Annotated in this window: 12 protein-coding genes and 1 pseudogene; 6 read left to right on the forward strand and 7 right to left on the reverse strand. The window is 42.4% G+C overall.

Going from position 1 to position 16,133, the window contains the following annotated elements; all coding sequences use genetic code 11:
* Positions 1 to 447: 447 nt before the first annotated feature.
* The 4 genes from AC5JL8_RS35730 (at position 448) to AC5JL8_RS35745 (ending at position 5,496) form a co-directional block, all read left to right on the forward strand.
* Positions 448 to 1,098 (forward strand): sigma-70 RNA polymerase sigma factor region 4 domain-containing protein, encoded by a 651-nt coding sequence (locus AC5JL8_RS35730; RefSeq protein ID WP_495884429.1) that lies wholly within the window; start codon positions 448 to 450, stop codon positions 1,096 to 1,098.
* A gap of 15 nt (positions 1,099 to 1,113) precedes the next feature.
* Entirely contained in the window at positions 1,114 to 2,073 is a 960-nt protein-coding gene (locus AC5JL8_RS35735; protein ID WP_495884430.1) for a DUF1822 family protein, read from the forward strand.
* Positions 2,074 to 2,213: 140 nt separating this feature from the next.
* Positions 2,214 to 4,538 (forward strand): CHASE2 domain-containing protein, encoded by a 2,325-nt coding sequence (locus AC5JL8_RS35740; RefSeq protein WP_495884431.1) that lies wholly within the window; start codon positions 2,214 to 2,216, stop codon positions 4,536 to 4,538.
* A 40-nt stretch (positions 4,539 to 4,578) separates the two neighbouring features.
* Entirely contained in the window at positions 4,579 to 5,496 is a 918-nt protein-coding gene (locus tag AC5JL8_RS35745) for a DUF928 domain-containing protein (protein ID WP_495884432.1), read from the forward strand.
* A 183-nt stretch (positions 5,497 to 5,679) separates the two neighbouring features.
* On the opposite strand, the gene AC5JL8_RS35750 is transcribed toward AC5JL8_RS35745, so the two are convergent.
* The gene (locus tag AC5JL8_RS35750) at positions 5,680 to 5,937 is read right to left on the reverse strand and encodes a hypothetical protein (RefSeq protein ID WP_495884433.1); all 258 of its coding nucleotides are present in this window, start codon (positions 5,935 to 5,937) and stop codon (positions 5,680 to 5,682) included.
* Positions 5,938 to 6,186: 249 nt separating this feature from the next.
* Complete coding sequence (locus tag AC5JL8_RS35755) at positions 6,187 to 6,480, reverse strand: hypothetical protein (protein WP_495884434.1); 294 nt, start codon at positions 6,478 to 6,480, stop codon at positions 6,187 to 6,189.
* 129 nt (positions 6,481 to 6,609) lie between these two features.
* Between AC5JL8_RS35755 and AC5JL8_RS35760 the strand changes: the two genes are divergently transcribed.
* The gene (locus AC5JL8_RS35760; protein WP_495884435.1) at positions 6,610 to 9,492 is read left to right on the forward strand and encodes a two-partner secretion domain-containing protein; all 2,883 of its coding nucleotides are present in this window, start codon (positions 6,610 to 6,612) and stop codon (positions 9,490 to 9,492) included.
* A 22-nt stretch (positions 9,493 to 9,514) separates the two neighbouring features.
* Here AC5JL8_RS35760 and AC5JL8_RS35765 read toward each other — a convergent pair whose 3' ends face one another.
* Together AC5JL8_RS35765 and AC5JL8_RS35770 are read right to left on the reverse strand one after the other, a co-directional pair.
* Complete coding sequence (locus AC5JL8_RS35765; protein ID WP_495884436.1) at positions 9,515 to 12,178, reverse strand: CHAT domain-containing protein; 2,664 nt, start codon at positions 12,176 to 12,178, stop codon at positions 9,515 to 9,517.
* A gap of 112 nt (positions 12,179 to 12,290) precedes the next feature.
* Positions 12,291 to 12,620, reverse strand: a pseudogene (locus AC5JL8_RS35770) (sensor histidine kinase); the annotation flags it as partial.
* A gap of 241 nt (positions 12,621 to 12,861) precedes the next feature.
* On the opposite strand from AC5JL8_RS35770, the gene AC5JL8_RS35775 reads away from it, so the two are divergent.
* Positions 12,862 to 13,620, forward strand: a complete 759-nt coding sequence (locus AC5JL8_RS35775; RefSeq protein ID WP_495884437.1) for an intradiol ring-cleavage dioxygenase — start codon at positions 12,862 to 12,864, stop codon at positions 13,618 to 13,620.
* A 204-nt stretch (positions 13,621 to 13,824) separates the two neighbouring features.
* On the opposite strand, the gene AC5JL8_RS35780 is transcribed toward AC5JL8_RS35775, so the two are convergent.
* The 3 genes from AC5JL8_RS35780 to AC5JL8_RS35790 form a co-directional block, all read right to left on the reverse strand.
* Positions 13,825 to 14,706, reverse strand: coding sequence for a DUF5331 domain-containing protein (locus AC5JL8_RS35780; protein WP_495884438.1), 882 nt, complete (start codon positions 14,704 to 14,706; stop codon positions 13,825 to 13,827).
* Between the two features lie 55 nt (positions 14,707 to 14,761).
* Positions 14,762 to 15,094 (reverse strand): (2Fe-2S) ferredoxin domain-containing protein, encoded by a 333-nt coding sequence (locus tag AC5JL8_RS35785; RefSeq protein ID WP_495884439.1) that lies wholly within the window; start codon positions 15,092 to 15,094, stop codon positions 14,762 to 14,764.
* 63 nt (positions 15,095 to 15,157) lie between these two features.
* Positions 15,158 to 16,132, reverse strand: coding sequence for a cysteine synthase A (locus AC5JL8_RS35790; protein WP_495884440.1), 975 nt, complete (start codon positions 16,130 to 16,132; stop codon positions 15,158 to 15,160).
* Position 16,133 lies beyond the last annotated feature (1 nt).

The raw sequence follows: 16,133 nt of genomic DNA on the forward strand, positions 1-16,133 counted from the left end.
TTCTGCAAAGCTATGAAACCATGTAAATCCTCTAAGCCACACTTTTCTATCTCGAAGTTATCGCAATCTTTATTTTGCTGAAACACTTAGATACAGCACTTCTCATACTCTGTTGACCCACATCACAAATTGATTGGGTTCATACTTATATTCATCTCATATTGATACAATCCCCAAAGCAACTAATGCGTTGCTCTACTTATTTCTCTTGCTACTACAACTTTTTTTATGCAAAATTTCGGATTATTATTACAAAACTTTACTTACAATTTTAAGTAACAGTCGGCTTGTTCTTTGTTGTCGCCTGTATAACGGTTCTTCCTTAACTTCAACCTCTAAATATAAACATTCGTAACGAAAATAATTGTTTGGCATAAAATTTCGCTCAGGAGAGCGAGAGAAAAATAGAGATTCACTTGCGCTTATTAATCAGGTTTGGAGTCTCAGATGAATCATCCTGAACAAGATGAACTAGATTCACATTTACTACAGTTGGCTTTTTTAGCTCAACAACACCCACCGCGATCGCCAGGAAGACAGATCGCTTTAACAAAGTTAGTTAATGGCATTATGCGCTCTGGTAGACTTTGCCATCCGCAAAAAAGTCAATATCCAGTAGCTGTATATGAAAATATTTATGATGAGGCACGCCAAGAACTTTTGCTTTATATTTGTGAAAAGATTGATAAGTACGATGCAGAACGCGGTAGCGTCATGGCATGGGTTAATGTACTTTTTGAGCGGCGATTTTTTAAAGATGCTATTAGGAAAATACAGACTCAGCAAGGAATACAAAGAATAAATGTTGCTGACCTGGATAATGTTATCGCCTTACCTCAAGAGCCAAAAACCCTCACAGATATTTTGAAAGAATGTATAGAATCAGATCCAGAAGATATCTTCAAAAATGAACATATAGAAAAATGTCCTCAAGCTAACTTTCAAGCATTAGCAACGCGACGAATGTTGGGAAAATCCTGGAAAGAGATTTCTGCGGAATTTGAAATAAAAATTCCCACAGTCAGTAGCTTTTATTACCGCTGTGTAAATAAGTTTTCCTCAAAGTTAAAAGAGTACTGTGTAAACGATGTAAATTAAGCAAGAGAGTAAAAAATGATGAAAAATTTGTCAGAATCTTTAACTTTTACCGTACCGATAAGCTTATCAGATCGCGTACTGGCAGAAGAGTTTTGCTCTCAGCATAGCAATTTAGTAAAAGCTAAACAGGTTTATCTCAATACTCTAGCGGTGTCTGCGGTAAAATTCTACCTACGTTGCATGGGAATTGAAACGAAGTGGTCAGCAAGTTTAAGTTGGAACCCGGTGATTCAAACAGTAATGGATATCGCTGATTTAGAAGTAATAGGTAAAGGTAGGCTAGAGTGTCTTCCGGTGTTACCAAACGAAAAGATAATTCATATTTCGCCAGAAGTTTGCTCAGATAGAATTGCTTATGTAGCTGTACAGTTTGACGAATCGCTAAGACAAGCAACTTTGTTAGGATTTGTGAAAACTGTGAGCGAATCTAATTCGGTACTCATAAGCGAATTGCGATCGCTTGAAGAATTCATCTTACAACTAAGCGAAACCCCTGAAAAAGTCAAACAACCAATTCACCTGAGTAAGTGGTTAATGAATGTTGTTGATGTCGGTTGGCAAACGGTTGAATCGCTTTTGAGTCCGCAATCAGCTGAACTAGCTTTTAGATTTAGATCTGCTGAACAAACGTTAGCTCAAAACCCAGATAATTTAACTATTAGTGTGCAAAAAGGTACACTCCTGAACTTAGGACGACAATCAGAAAGTAAACCCATTGCTTTAGTGGTTGGAATTATACCTGTTTCCGAACAAGAAATAAACATCTGTGTGAAAGTATGCCCAGTTGATGGTCAAAAGTATCTGCCAGAAGAGCTTGAAATAATGGTGTTAGATGATTTAGGCACCGTAGTTATGCAAGCTACTGCAAGAGATACCAAGAGTATTCAACTAACCTTTAGTACTGAACTTGGAGAGCATTTTAGCATTAAAATTGTTTTGGGGGATGTCAACTTTACAGAGTTTTTTACAGTTTAAAGTTTAGTACACGAAAATGCTGTTACTTCTTATAACGAACAGTCAATAAATATTATCATAAATAATCAGCGTTGTAAAAAAGTTTCAGTATTTGCTAGTGTTAATTTGATTATCCAAAATCCCTAATTTGAAATAGGTATATGGCAAAGTTAGTTGTTCTGAAGCTGGATGGTAATTTATCAGAACACGGGTGCCGGGTGACATTAGAAATTGGAGCAGAAAATGCTCGCCCAAAAATAGAAGTTTCTGGCAATTTACCTGTATCCCCCGAATTAGCTACTTATTTCAACCAGTGGCAGGATAAATATCGCAGTTTAGGAATACCTAGCCGCATCAAACCTCAAGAAATTATTTATGATGGCTCTATCAAAAGTAGAATTGAAAAATGTAGCCAGTCTGGTAAATTATTGAGCGATCGCCTGCAAACATGGCTTGATTCTCAGGAATTTCGTCACATTAATAATACACTACGCGAAGAATTAAACCGAGATGAAACAATTCGAGTATTAATTCGCACAGATAATAGTCAATTACAAAGGCTTCCTTGGCATTTGTGGGATTTTTTTAAGAGATACTCACAAGCAGAATTTGCCTTAAGTGCAACAGTATCAGAAACACCACCGACGCCACCGCATAAACCCAAGGTAAGAATTTTAGCAATTTTGGGAAATAGTGCTGGAATTAATATTCAACTAGACCGTCAGTTATTAACAAATTTACCAAATGCCGAAACAGTTTTTCTAGTGGAGCCGCAACGCGACGAGCTAAATAATTATTTGTGGCAGCAATGGGATATTTTGTTTTTTGCGGGGCATAGTGAAACTTCTAATGGTACTGGCCGTATTTACATTAATAAAAGTGATAGCCTAACAATTGACGAGTTAAATAATGGTTTAAAAAGTGCGATCTCCCAAGGTTTGCAACTAGCAATTTTTAACTCTTGTGATGGTTTGGGATTAGCATGGCAACTAGCAACTTTAAACATTCCGCAAATGATTGTGATGCGGGAACCAGTCCCAGATGAGGTAGCACAGGAATTTTTAAAACATTTTCTAGTAGCTTTTTCGAGAGGTAAATCTCTTTATTTAGCATCGCGGGAAGCGAGGGAAAAGCTGCAAGGCTTGGAGAATAAATTTCCCAATGCCACTTGGTTGCCAGTAATTTTTCAGAACCCTGGAGTTTTACCGCCCACTTGGAAACAGTTATGCTCTCCAAAGATTGAGTTGAAACGTATTTTTCTAACTGTGTTGCTGGTGAGTGTACTGATTACAACCTTAGTCATGGGAGTGCGCTATTTGGGGATGTTGCAACAAAGTGAATTGCAGGCTTACGACCATTTGATGCAAATGCGATCGCCTTTGGAAAGGTCAGATCCACGCCTGTTAATAGTTACTGTTGGGGAGGCTGATATACATTATCAAAACCAGAAGCGGATGAATGGCATAGGGTCGCTTTCAGATCAGGCACTCGCTCAACTCTTGCAAAAATTAGAGCAGTATCAACCAACAACAATCGGTATAGATATTTATCGAGATTTCCCTGTAGACCCAGATTATCCAGATTTAACCACTCGCTTACAGCAGGATCACCGCATTTTTACAGTGTGCAAAGTTTCTGCTAATTTAGATGGCGAACCTGATGGTATTCACTCCCCCGATGAAGTCCCAAAAGAACGCCAAAGTTTTAGCGATTTTGTGATAGACAACGATGAAATTCCTCGCCGCCAATTGTTGCATTTAACTCCTCCCATAGAATCGCCGTGTGCCGCCGAAGATGCTTTCAGCCTTCAGCTTGCACGTCACTACTTACTTTCCAAAAATATCAACGCAGACATCACAACCGAAGGAGACTTGCAAATTGGCAACGTTGTATTTAAGCCATTAAAAGAACACTCTAGCGGCTACCAAAAAATTGATGCATCGGGTTATCAAGTGTTGCTCAATTATCGTTCTCTGCGGCTTGGAGAAAAAATTGCCGAGACCGTATCTCTCAAAGATGTTTTAAACGACAAAATCAATCGAGAGTTAGTAGAATCATTAAAGAATCGTATCGTTCTCATTGGCGTTACCGCCCCCAGCACTAAAGCTGACTATTGGAAAATCCCCACCAAAGAAAAGAAAATACAAGGATTGCTCGTGCAGGCGCACATGGTGAGCCAGATTCTTAGTGCTGTTCTGGATCGTAGACCTTTGTTGTGGTGGTGGTCTGGATGGATTGAAGCTGTTTGGATTTGGGGATGGTCATTAGTGGGAGGTATCATAGCATGGCGCTGCTTAAAGCCGTTATACCTTGGGCTAGCAATAGCAACGACGCTGTTGACACTATTTGGGATTTGCTTTGGCATTTTTACACAGGCGGGGTGGATACCACTTATCCCGCCTGTATTGGCATTGGTATTGACGGCTATGGTTGTTATGTGGATGTTACGCAGGGAAAATTTTGTTTCGCAGGCTTCCCGTTTCTAATTCAGAAATAGCAAAAATATTTTGACATTGACACTGAATTATGACCAGGAATAAACTACCTCAAAACCTAATGAAACAAGTAATTCATCAACCAAAAACTGAAGTTGGAGAATTGTGGGCGCAGCCTGATGACGGTTTTGTAGCCATTGGTTCAGGGCTAAAGCATTTACTACAAACTTGCTTTATCCCTTTAATATTGCTCAATATTGTAAGTTATCCGCTACAAGTACACGCACAAGTTACTACCCAACCTGTCAAAAAAGCTGTATCTAACACACAAAACCGCCTTGCCCAATTAAAATTTCCACGTAACGGCGCACCCATTGGTCGCCGCCAAGGAGGGGCAAGGCGTACTGGAACTCAATGTCCAGACCTAAAAACGCCTATTACTGCCTTGGTGCCTGGTGAAGAAACTTTAAATGAATCGGAATCTTTCTTAGCATTAACAGTCTCCGAGTATCCCACCTTTTGGGTTTATGTACCACACCTACCCACAAACTTACGCACTGGAGAGTTTGTATTTCAGGATGAAAAAGGCAAAGACATCTACCGTACACCTTTAACGCTGGCTGACAAGCCTGGTGTTATTGGCATCAGCCTACCGCCAAGTCCGCAATATGCTCTCAAGCAAGGCTCTAAGTATCAATGGTACTTCAAAGTTTATTGTGGCGCTCCGCAAACCACATCTGAGTATTTTTACGTTAAAGCATGGGTGCAACGGATAGCGCTAACGAGCGAACTGAAAACTCAGTTGAATACGTCAAAACCAGGAGAGTACGTTGCCTATGCTGTCAATTATATTTGGCAGGATGCTGTAACTAATTTAGCCCAGATGCACCGCACTAATTCAAGTTCCCGCGTAGTTGCTGAGGATTGGACTAATTTATTAACAAGCGTTGGCTTGTCAGAATTTGCCTCTGCGCCGATTGTTGCGCGTTATGGCTCAGAAAAATTGTGATTTAACCATTAAGTGGCCGCCAAAGGATTGCGGGAATGCTTATTATTGCGTTGTTCAGAATTTTAAAGCGATCGCCCCTACGGTGGCAAAAGCGATCGCATTCAAATATCTCAAACTTCTTTAAGTATTAAGTTCTGCCCTGCGGCCACTAATGGTTAAAAAACGACCACATTATGCTTGACGTTACAAAAGGATTTGTGTTTTTTGAATATGACAGGGAGGACAAGGAGGGTCAGGCAGAGGCTCTATATCTGAGCAATTGATGTCTTTTATACCAAGTGGTTTTAAGGACTTATTAAGGCTGGCGCTGAGAGATGATATTACACTTCCACTTGATTTTCCTCCTACAATTTTTGCAGCCTCGACATCTGTAATGTCCTGCTCAAAAATTGATTGATTATGGTTTAAATCCAGGATTTTTATTTTAAAGGAATAATGCATTGTAATCACCCAATTGATTGTTTTTCCTTAGGTATAAAGCCACCTCTGTTTAGTAATCATTTTGCCGCATCAATTTTTCTGCCAAGTGTGCGATTTATTCACAAAAGTTTATAACTTATAGCCCTGATCATTTCTGTTGTTAAGGGAAATTCATCAAATGACTGGAAACTTAAGCGGTTCGTGCTGGTTATTAAGGTTAATGATTTCCTTAGCTATTAACAGCTATTTTTAAAGCTTCAGCCGCAGTTTTTACATGGGAGGGCAATAAGGGTCATCCATAGGAGGTATACATGAGTCAGTGCCTTTTTTATTCTTTTCAATAATCACTACTTTTGAGACTTCTTCTATTTCTACATTTTTTTTAGCCTTTATAATACCCACTACTGGTGAGATTTTATTTCCTCCTACAATTTTTTCAGCTTCCACATCTGTGATGTCCTGCTCAAAAATTGATTCATTCCGGTCTAAATCTAAGATGTTTATTTGAAAGGAATGATGCATAGCAATACCCAATTGATTGTTTTTCCTTAGGTGTAAAGTCACCTCTGTTTAGTAATCATTTTGCGGCATAAATTTTTCTAGCAATTATGTAATTTGTTCATAAAGATTTACATTTTGTACTGGCAGCACAAAAAGCCCCACTCATTACTGTTGTTAAAGGAAATTCATCAAATGACTGAAAATTTACGCGGTTCGTGCTGGCTTTTAAGGCTAATGATTTCTTTAGCTATTAATGGTGCATATGCATTCTCTTTTAATTATGCTGTTGCCCAAATTACGCCTGATGGAACTCTACCGAATAATTCTGTCGTTACTCAACAGGGGAACACTTTTGACATCACTGGCGGAACCCAAGCTGGCGGTAACTTGTTCCACAGCTTCCAACAGTTTTCTGTGCCGAATGGCACAGAGGCAAACTTTAATAATGCTCTTGATATTCAAAACATTATCAGTCGGGTAACAGGTGGCTCAGTTTCTGACATTAATGGATTAATCAAAGCCAACGGTACAGCTAACCTGTTTGTGATTAATCCATCAGGAATTATTTTTGGGCCTAATGCCCAATTGGACATCAAGGGTTCGTTCATCGCAACTACAGCAAACCGCCTCAAATTTGCAGATGGCGCTCTATTTAGCGCGACAACTCCCCAAAACCCACCTCTACTAACGATAAGTGTTCCCATTGGCTTGCAATTTGAGGGAACAGCAGGAGATATTCGTGTAGAAGGATCTGCCCTAAAAGTGCAACCTGGTAAAACTTTAGCACTGGTGGGTGGTAATGTGACGTTGCAGGGAGGTGAGCGAGCAGCTTTAAAACAACCGAATTTGGCAGTTCCAGGAGGACGTATTGAGCTAGGTAGTGTGGCTGGTGCTGGAGAAGTGAGCTTGAACCAGCAAGATAACGATTGGGTATTGGGGTACAGTTCTGTCAATAATTTTGGCGATATTCGGCTGCAAGACAAAGCATACGTTGATGTTAGTGGTGCCAGCGGTGGTGATGTTCAAATCCAGAGCAATAATTTGGCTTTAATTCAAGGCTCACGGATTTATGCCGACACACAAGGTATAGAGGCTGGTGGACAGGTGCTTGTCCGCACAACAAAGACGGTGACTCTCACTGAGGAGTCACGGATTACAGCCGATGTTTTACCAGAAGCGACTGGAACCGGGGGAAACGTGACGATTGAAACTGGACAGTTGAGTATCCAAGGCCGCTCATTGATTAGAGCTGGCACCTTTGGCAAGGGACGGGGCGGAGACCTTACTATTCGCGCCTCCGAGTTTGTAGAACTAGCAGGAACAACAAATAGCGGCTTGTTCACTCAAACTTCAGGTGCTGGAGATGCTGGCAACTTAACAATTACAACTCGACGGTTAAGTTCTCAAAATGGAGCGCGAGTATCAGCTTCTACTTTGGGCAAGGGACAGGGGGGGGATTTGACTGTAACTGCCACCGATGCTGTGGAACTAATTGGTACTGGTAGCGGCTTATCTACTCAAACTCTAGGTGCTAAAGCTGCTGGTAACTTGACAATTAATACCAAACGCTTGAGTGTCCAGGATGGAGCGCAAATATTAAGTCGTACTCTTGGTGAGGGAAAGGGGGGAAATTTGTTTGTGGCTGCTAGCGATTTGGTGGAATTGAGGGGAACAGGAATATCATCCAATGGGCAGCAAATCCCTAGCATTTTATCTACTCAAACAGAAAGTTTTGGCAATGCCGGAGACTTAACGATTATTACTAGGCAGTTAATTGTCGGAAATGGGGCACAGATATCTACTGCCTCTTTTGGTCAAGGAAAAGGTGGAAATATAGAAGTTAATGCTTCTGATGCTGTTAATGTTTTTGGAGTTGCCATTAATAGAACAGCAAGTGGAATATTTTCACGCACTACTCAAGGGGGGCAGGGAGGAAACATCATTATTAATACGAATGCTTTGCGGGTAGCAGATAATGGGGTTGTAGATGCCCGCACTCTAGGATCGGGAAATGCTGGCAATATCACGGTCAACGTGAATACTTTGGAAGCGGTTAATGGTGGACAAATTCTTGCCAATGCTTTCAGAGACAGCAGTGGGTTTGCAGGTAATATCACAGTTAATGCTACTGATAGGGTGACTATATCTGGTAGTGCTAACTTCAAACGGCTTGTCCGAAGTGTTGAGGGTTTGGTTGAGGATGAGTCGGCTAATAGTGGCTTGTTTGTTCGCTCTCAAGGATCAGGGAGTGCAGGCAAGCTTCAGGTAGGATCTCGTTTCATTCGCTTAGACAATCAAGGAGCAATCACTGCTGAAACTGCATCCGGTAATGGTGGTGATATTACACTCCACGACATAGATTTATTGTTACTAAGCGGCAACAGCCAAATATCTGCTACCGCAGGCACTAATCAACAGGGTGGAAACGGCGGCAATATTACCATCAATGCTTCTAATGGCTTCATCGTCGCCAAACCAAATGAAAATAGCGACATTACCGCTAATGCCTACAATGGTCAAGGAGGAACAGTCACAATCAACGCTACTGAGATTTTTGAAATTGCACCATTAACTCGTGAAGACCTTAAGAAGTTGTTGCGTTTTAGAGATTTAGATCCACGTCAACTTGCAACAAATGACATTACGGCAATTTCCCGAATCAGTCCTAATTTAAGTGGCACTGTCGAAATTAACACGCTAGATGTTGATCTAAATCGAGGACTAATTAACTTACCAGCTATACCAGTTGACACCGAAGTGTCTCAAGTTTGTCAAGTGCGTCCTGGTCAAAATCAAAGCAGTTTTACCATTACCGGACGCGGTGGTTTACCCCGTAACCCCAAAACCGAACCCCTCAGCAGCGATGCAGTTCAAGTAGATTGGGTAACTCTCAACCCAATGAGAGAGAACCGTGCTATTACAAATGTTTCTCCTCAAGCAACTAACCCCACGCCAGCGCCCATTATAGAAGCACAACGGTGGATAAAAAATGCTAAAGGTGAGGTAGTACTCACAGCTAATGTGCCTACAGCCACACCCCATATTTCCTGGCTTACTCCTGCTTCTTGCCCCTAAAAAATCGGGTTTTTCCTATACGTTACAGCCAATTCCCTACTAAAACATAGGGTGCCCAGAAATATGGAGCTTTCTCTTGGGCAAAAAGTGCTAGTTGGGCACGCTGGAGGGCTTCGGCTTTATTCACTCCAGTATTTAACTGTCGGTAGAATTCACTCATCACATCGGCAGTAAAGCGATCATCTACTGACCACAATGTTGCTAGTGTACTGCGTGCCCCCGCTCGCACAGCTATCCCAGCCAGCCCCAAAGCTGCTCGTTTGTCTCCCTCAGCAGTTTTACAAGCGCTGAGGACAAGTAATTCAATACTGCTAGACCTACTAGAATCGTTAACTCGCAGTAAATTATCAAAATCCTTGGCCTTAACTAATTTATTCCAGGTGAGAATAAAAGTGTTTTCTGGATCGGAACTGAATTCGCCGTGCGTTGCTAGGTGAACCACCGAGAAGGGAGTTGCCTGCAACTGATTTTGCAGGTTCGGTTCGGTAAACTTTTGATTTAACAGTTCTTCACTCTTAGGTATCTCAGACTGGACTTCTTTTAATTCTCGTGGTACATTTTCCAACTGGGGAAATTCTCTGCCTTCGATTGGGCGTTTTTCGCTGACTCCAGCAGTTAAAGCGTTTAACTGTACCTTTTGCAGAGGCTTGGGATCGAGGAGTTGTAAACCTGGGGCCAAGGCGATCGCATATTTCTCTACTAAATATTTCTGCTGCTGTTTGTCGTAGAGAACCCCCATCGGGATATTCCGCAACTCACCATCAAGAACAAACACTAAGGTTTTGATCCCACTTTTGGCTAACTCTGCTTCCGCAGGTCGAATTAACCAGTCATATATCTGTTGGGATTGCTGCTGAACCCGAACAATCCCAGTGACATCTAGTAAATTTTTTCTCAGGTCTGCTACAATCCCTTCAACTTGATCTTGGGCTATTACAGCCCTGTAGTGGCGCAATTGTTCTTGATTAGGCAATTTGAGGATAATATCTAGGCTGTTTGGCAAAATAATCGGATAGATAACTGCTGCTTGTTGGTCTTTTTTGTCAACCACTGGGTCAAGTTCCTGCGTTGGGCTTAAACAGGCTGACCGAAAGAAGTTATCCAGTTCTGCTAATTGCAGAGATTCAATTACATAACGAGCTTGCTTGAGATTGTTTTTATTGAGTGCGGGATTTTCTTCAGTTCCCAACAGCAAATCAACGAACTCTCGATACACTGGTTCGACATTTTCCCGGAAGGAAAACTGAACATCTGGATTAATCGCAACCAAATCGCTGCGGAGCGAGTTTAGCGTCTTAAACGCTACATCATAGGATGCGATCGCGCTTTTAATATCTCCCTTCTTTTTAAGTATGCGTCCTAGCTGCCATTGCCACTGATAAGCAATATCTGATGCATTAATAGTTTGCGCTATAAACAAAGATTTCTCGGTAAGGTCTTGAGCTTCAGAGAATTGCCCGGTTTTTTCATACAACTCGCCGAGAGTACCTGTAGCATAAGATTCTGCTCGCTGGTCTTGCAAGCTCTGCGCCTGTTTGATAGCGGTGGACAACTGTTGGGCAATATCCAGCCATGAAGGGGTGTCTGTGCTGGTATTTTTTAGTTGTGTGAGAATTTGGGCAAATTTAATCCGAGCATATACTGAGGTTCGGCTGGGAGGCAAGTTGCTAATTTCCGATTGAATTTGGGACGACAATGCCAATGCATCTTTCAACCCATTTTTATCTTTATTTTTCTCCAAGTTCTCCAAAAGTATGCTGAGTAGGTTTAGGTGAGCCTGGATGCGTGTTATGGCAAAAACAGATGCCGCCGCCTGCTGGTAGTACTCTGAAGCAGCTTTAATATCTTGTTGAGCGCGGGCGGTGTTGCCTAGACTCAGTTGAGCTTCAGCGATCGCACTAGAAGATTGTACTCGCTGTGCCACTGCTAGACTTTTCTCCAACACCTGCCGCGATCCGCTTAAATCACCAACGACTCGGCGGACGTTGCCAAGGCTACGCAGTCCTGTCGCTACAAGAGGTGAGTCTGGAAGGCTTGTAAGGGTTAGCTGCACCTCGTTTAAAATCTTGTTAGCCTGAAGGTAAAGCCCTAGAGCTTGCAAAGCTTGTGCAGAATTAATGCGGTTACGAGTTAACGTAGCGGTATTGCCTATTTTGTGATAAATATCAGCGGCTTTTTGCCAGGTTGTTAGTGCTGCTTCCGCTTGTCCTCGTGCTAATTGCCAGTGCCCTTGAACATCTAGAGTTTGAGCAAGGATTTGAGAACGCTCTGGAGAATTCTCTAACTTCTGTAATAAATTTAAACTTTGAGCGATCGCCTCTTGTGCTTCTGCCCACAAACCTAGCTGTTGATAGGCTAAAGACAGATTACTTAAGGTCATTGCTTGCCTTAGTCTATCTCCACTGGCATTGTAGGTTGTGACAGCTTGTTGCAATAACTTGACTGCATCATAAAACTGTTCAGCTTCGTACAAGGTTCTGCCTTGTGTTACCAAATTTTCGAGATTTTCTGAAACTTTAGTGTTTGAGTTGACTGTAACAATCTGGGCGGTACTGGGCAAAATAGCCGTCACTAAAAATAACGCCACAAGTATGATTGATCTGATGCGATATTGTAGAATCCTCTGCAAGTGCCCGGCTTTGCGTTGGACTCTTCGCCAAAATTTGTTGACTGTATTTATGTTCATTCACCAAATTAATGCTTAAGAGCAGATTCGGGCCACTACAAGTTTAATGATATAAAAGAATGTTTGAAAAGTTATCAGGTGGTTTATAACAAGCTAGATAAACAGCGATCGCTCAAGTATGTAATGTAATCGGTAAAGTCAGGGTGAATGCTGTTTGACCGGAAGAAGTTGAATCTAGGGTAAGGTCGCCACGATGTGCCCTAGCAATTTCACGAGCGAGGCTGAGTCCTAGTCCGATGCCTTCTACCTTACGGGTGCGGGCAGGATCGCTGCGATAAAAGCGGTCAAAAATGCGATCGCTTGCTGGAATATTTTTTGATGAGTTGGCGATCGTGACGTTGAGCTTTGTTTGGGTTTGATGAGCGTGAATTCTTATCCAGCCATTGGCGAGATTGTATTTGATGGCATTACTCAACAGATTTTGCAGAACTTGAATGAGGAGATCGCGATCGCCCTAATACGGCAAAATAGTTAAATCCTTGGGGCATAGGGCATGGCGCATAGAGAAAATTGCTCTTCCCAATGCCCACGAAATCAAGAGTGCTTCAGCCAGGAGATGAGCTTAATACCAATTTGAAAAAAGAATGCGACAGATACACACTCCCAAACCCTTGTTATGTCTAGCTTTTTTAATGAACAAATTTTGAATTGGTATCAGTTCCCAGTAGCATTGTAAAGACACTATGGAAAAAGATAATCGCCAACTCAGCCGGATTCTGAGCCGAAGACAGGCACTTGCTCTATTTAGAGCAGCCGGAGCTGCAATTGTTGTTGGATGTATACCTAGAAAGTCCAGTTCCACACAGGCACAATCGAGTGCAACCGTCCCAGGATCATCGTTGCCTGGGTGTGTCGTGAGACCGCAGCAGACCGAAGGGCCGTATTTTGTAGACGAGAAACTCAACCGTTCAGATATCCGTTTTGATCCCTCGGATGGTTCGGTGAAAGAAGGTGTACCACTGCAACTGACGCTGCGTGTTTCTAGGGTCAGTGGTACTAGCTGCACACCAATTGCAGGTGCGATCGCGGATATTTGGCATTGTGACGCACTTGGTGTCTATTCGGGCGTAAACGACCCAAGTTTCAGTACCGTGGGGAAAAAGTTCTTACGTGGATATCAAGTGACGGACGCGAATGGAACTGTCCAGTTCACAACCATTTATCCCGGTTGGTATCGAGGTAGAACAGTCCATATCCACTTTAAACTACGCGCAGATACCACATCAAAGCAGAGTTATGAGTTTACATCACAGCTGTACTTTGATGATGCAATTACCGATCAGGTACACGCACAGACACCATACGCCAGCAAGGGACAGCAGGCCCTAAAGAACGCACAAGATAGAATCTTTCAAGACGGTGGAGACCAATTGTTGCTCACACTTACCAAAACTAGCTTTGGTTACGCAGCAACGATTGATATTGGGCTTCAGACAGCTTGAGCAGCCCTACAATCAGGATTGCTCTGCTGTACAGGGGGTTAGCTTGAAAGTGCTGAGTGCTGAGTGCTGAGTTACAAGTAACGATTTATCCCCTTGTTTCCCCTACTCCCCATCTACCCTAGTCCCTTCTTCATGCATTAGTGATGTACAAAGTTCATAGGGAGTGCTTTTACTATCGAGCGTCAGTGAATAAAGTGAATTGCTTCAAAAGGGTGTAAATATAGCTTCTTTGGGGTCGTAATCAGCACCTTGACAAAACTCATCTACCCAAGAAGCTAAACTACGAGCATTAGTGCTGGGTGATAGCTTAACTTGATAACTCATATCTTGCAATTGTATCTTGGCTGTTTTAGCGTTGTTGGGAACCTTAATAGCCACAGCAAGTGATTGCAAATTTGTGCCATTTGCAGGAACTTTATTAGTTATTGCTAGGGATGGTAGAGTTTTGCCCATACTTGAAACTTCGGTAGCCTTTGTTAGCGATCGCTCAGGCTGGTGTAGACGTAGAAGCCCAGAGGACAATTTCTTTGCGATTAGTATTTTCTCTGAGGATTCATGCTTAACTTGGGTAGCTATTGCCACTGATGACACGGGCTGGCGATCGCGATTTACCCCGTTAGTTACAGTCAGCGATGTCACAGGTTTTACTGTGTATGTCAGAGCAGTTGGTGGCTGTTTAGAACTTGACCTGTTAATAGAAGCATCGGAAGTCATCTCCGTATGAGCAGCAACCAATGGCGCAGGCTGATCTCTATAATCAGTTTCTTCTAGAGACTCATTAGAAAAATGGTTTACAGCTATCAAATCCTCTGCGGTTATTAAATCTAACTCTTTATCAGGATTAAAGTTAAGACCCAAAGCGGCAACTATCTTATCCGGATTATTATTCAAATCGAGAATAAAAGTTAGTATCTGATCAAATTCTGGCTCTAAAACAGACAAAGTAGCCAAAATAAAACCAGATGAAGGACGACGTAGCCCTTCATAAGTACCCCAAATTCGCATTTTCACCAACCAGGGGCGATTTTGCTCGTAGTAACTCAGCCACTTCATTTTCAATGATTGACGTAGCTGCTGAATGTTCATCGGATGCCTCGCTTCAGTCAACAAAGAGTGCAGACTTATATATTTTTAAACAGCTTTATCCCTGGGGATGAAACCGATAATAAAGCATCTGCCTGACTCTTTGATCACCTAATAAGTGCTGTTCTACCAATAGAGGTACTTCGCTAGGGTGAACGCGGCTATACCAGACTGTCTCTGGCAATACCAGCACCATCGGCCCGTTACCACATTGTCCTAAACAGCCGCTAGCCGTTACCATCACACCAGGAACTGGCAAAGCGGCAAAAGCTGCTAGGACATTTGCTGCACCCTGTTTTTTACAAGTGCGATTTTGGCAAACTCGCACGCATCTCAAAGAAGCAGGTGGGTCTGTTGTTGGAGATTGTGATGGTTGAGCTGTATTTGACATTTTTTACAAACCGCAGAGGTGCTGAGAACGCACAGAAGAAGAAAAGATATAAGGAACTAATAACTAGTCTACTGAAAGTCCTTTTGAGGCTAGCCATTCACGGTTGAATATCCGCGATTGATACCGGGAACCGCTATCGCACAAGATGGTAACAATAGTATGTCCTGGGCCCAACTGCTTGGCTAGAGCAACAGCTGCACCAACATTAATACCTGTCGAACCACCCATTAACAATCCGTCTTTCCTTAGCAGTTGATAAACTACTCGCAAAGCTTCCTTGTCATCTATTTGGATAGCATCATCAGCAGGTGCGCCTTCCATATTGGCTGTAATGCGACTGTTACCAATACCTTCGGTGATCGAATTGCCTTCTGTCGTGATTTCACCTGTTTTGATGTAGCTGTAAAGTCCACTACCTAGAGGGTCAGCAACAACACATTTAATTGCTGGATTCTTTTCTTTCAGATACAGCGCTACACCAGCAAATGTACCACCAGTACCAGTCGCAGTTACCCAGCCATCAATTTTACCATCTGTTTGTGTCCAAATTTCTGGGCCTGTGGTTTCGTAATGGGCGTGGCGGTTGGCTAAATTATCAAACTGATTCGCCCAAATAGCGTTATCCAACTCAGCAGCTATTCTGCCAGAAAGCCTAACGTAGTTGTTGGGGTCTTTGTAAGGTACGGCGGGAACAGGACGAACTTCTGCACCTAGTGTTGTCAGTGCGTCTATTTTTTCTTGGGACTGGGTATCAGGAATAATAATCAGGCATTTGTAGCCTTTGGCATTGCAAATATGCGCCAATCCAATGCCAGTATTACCAGCTGTGCCTTCAACTACTGTACCACCAGGCTTAAGTAAACCTTTTTTTTCCGCATCTTCAATAATGTAAAGTGCGGCGCGGTCTTTGACGGAACCACCAGGATTGAGAAATTCTGCTTTACCAAGGATTTCGCACCCCGTTTCTTCACTAAAGCTGTTTAAGCGAATCAGAGGTGTGTTACCAACAGACCCTACAAAGCCATTTTTAATATCCATT

The organism is Mojavia sp. (assembly GCF_059505145.1).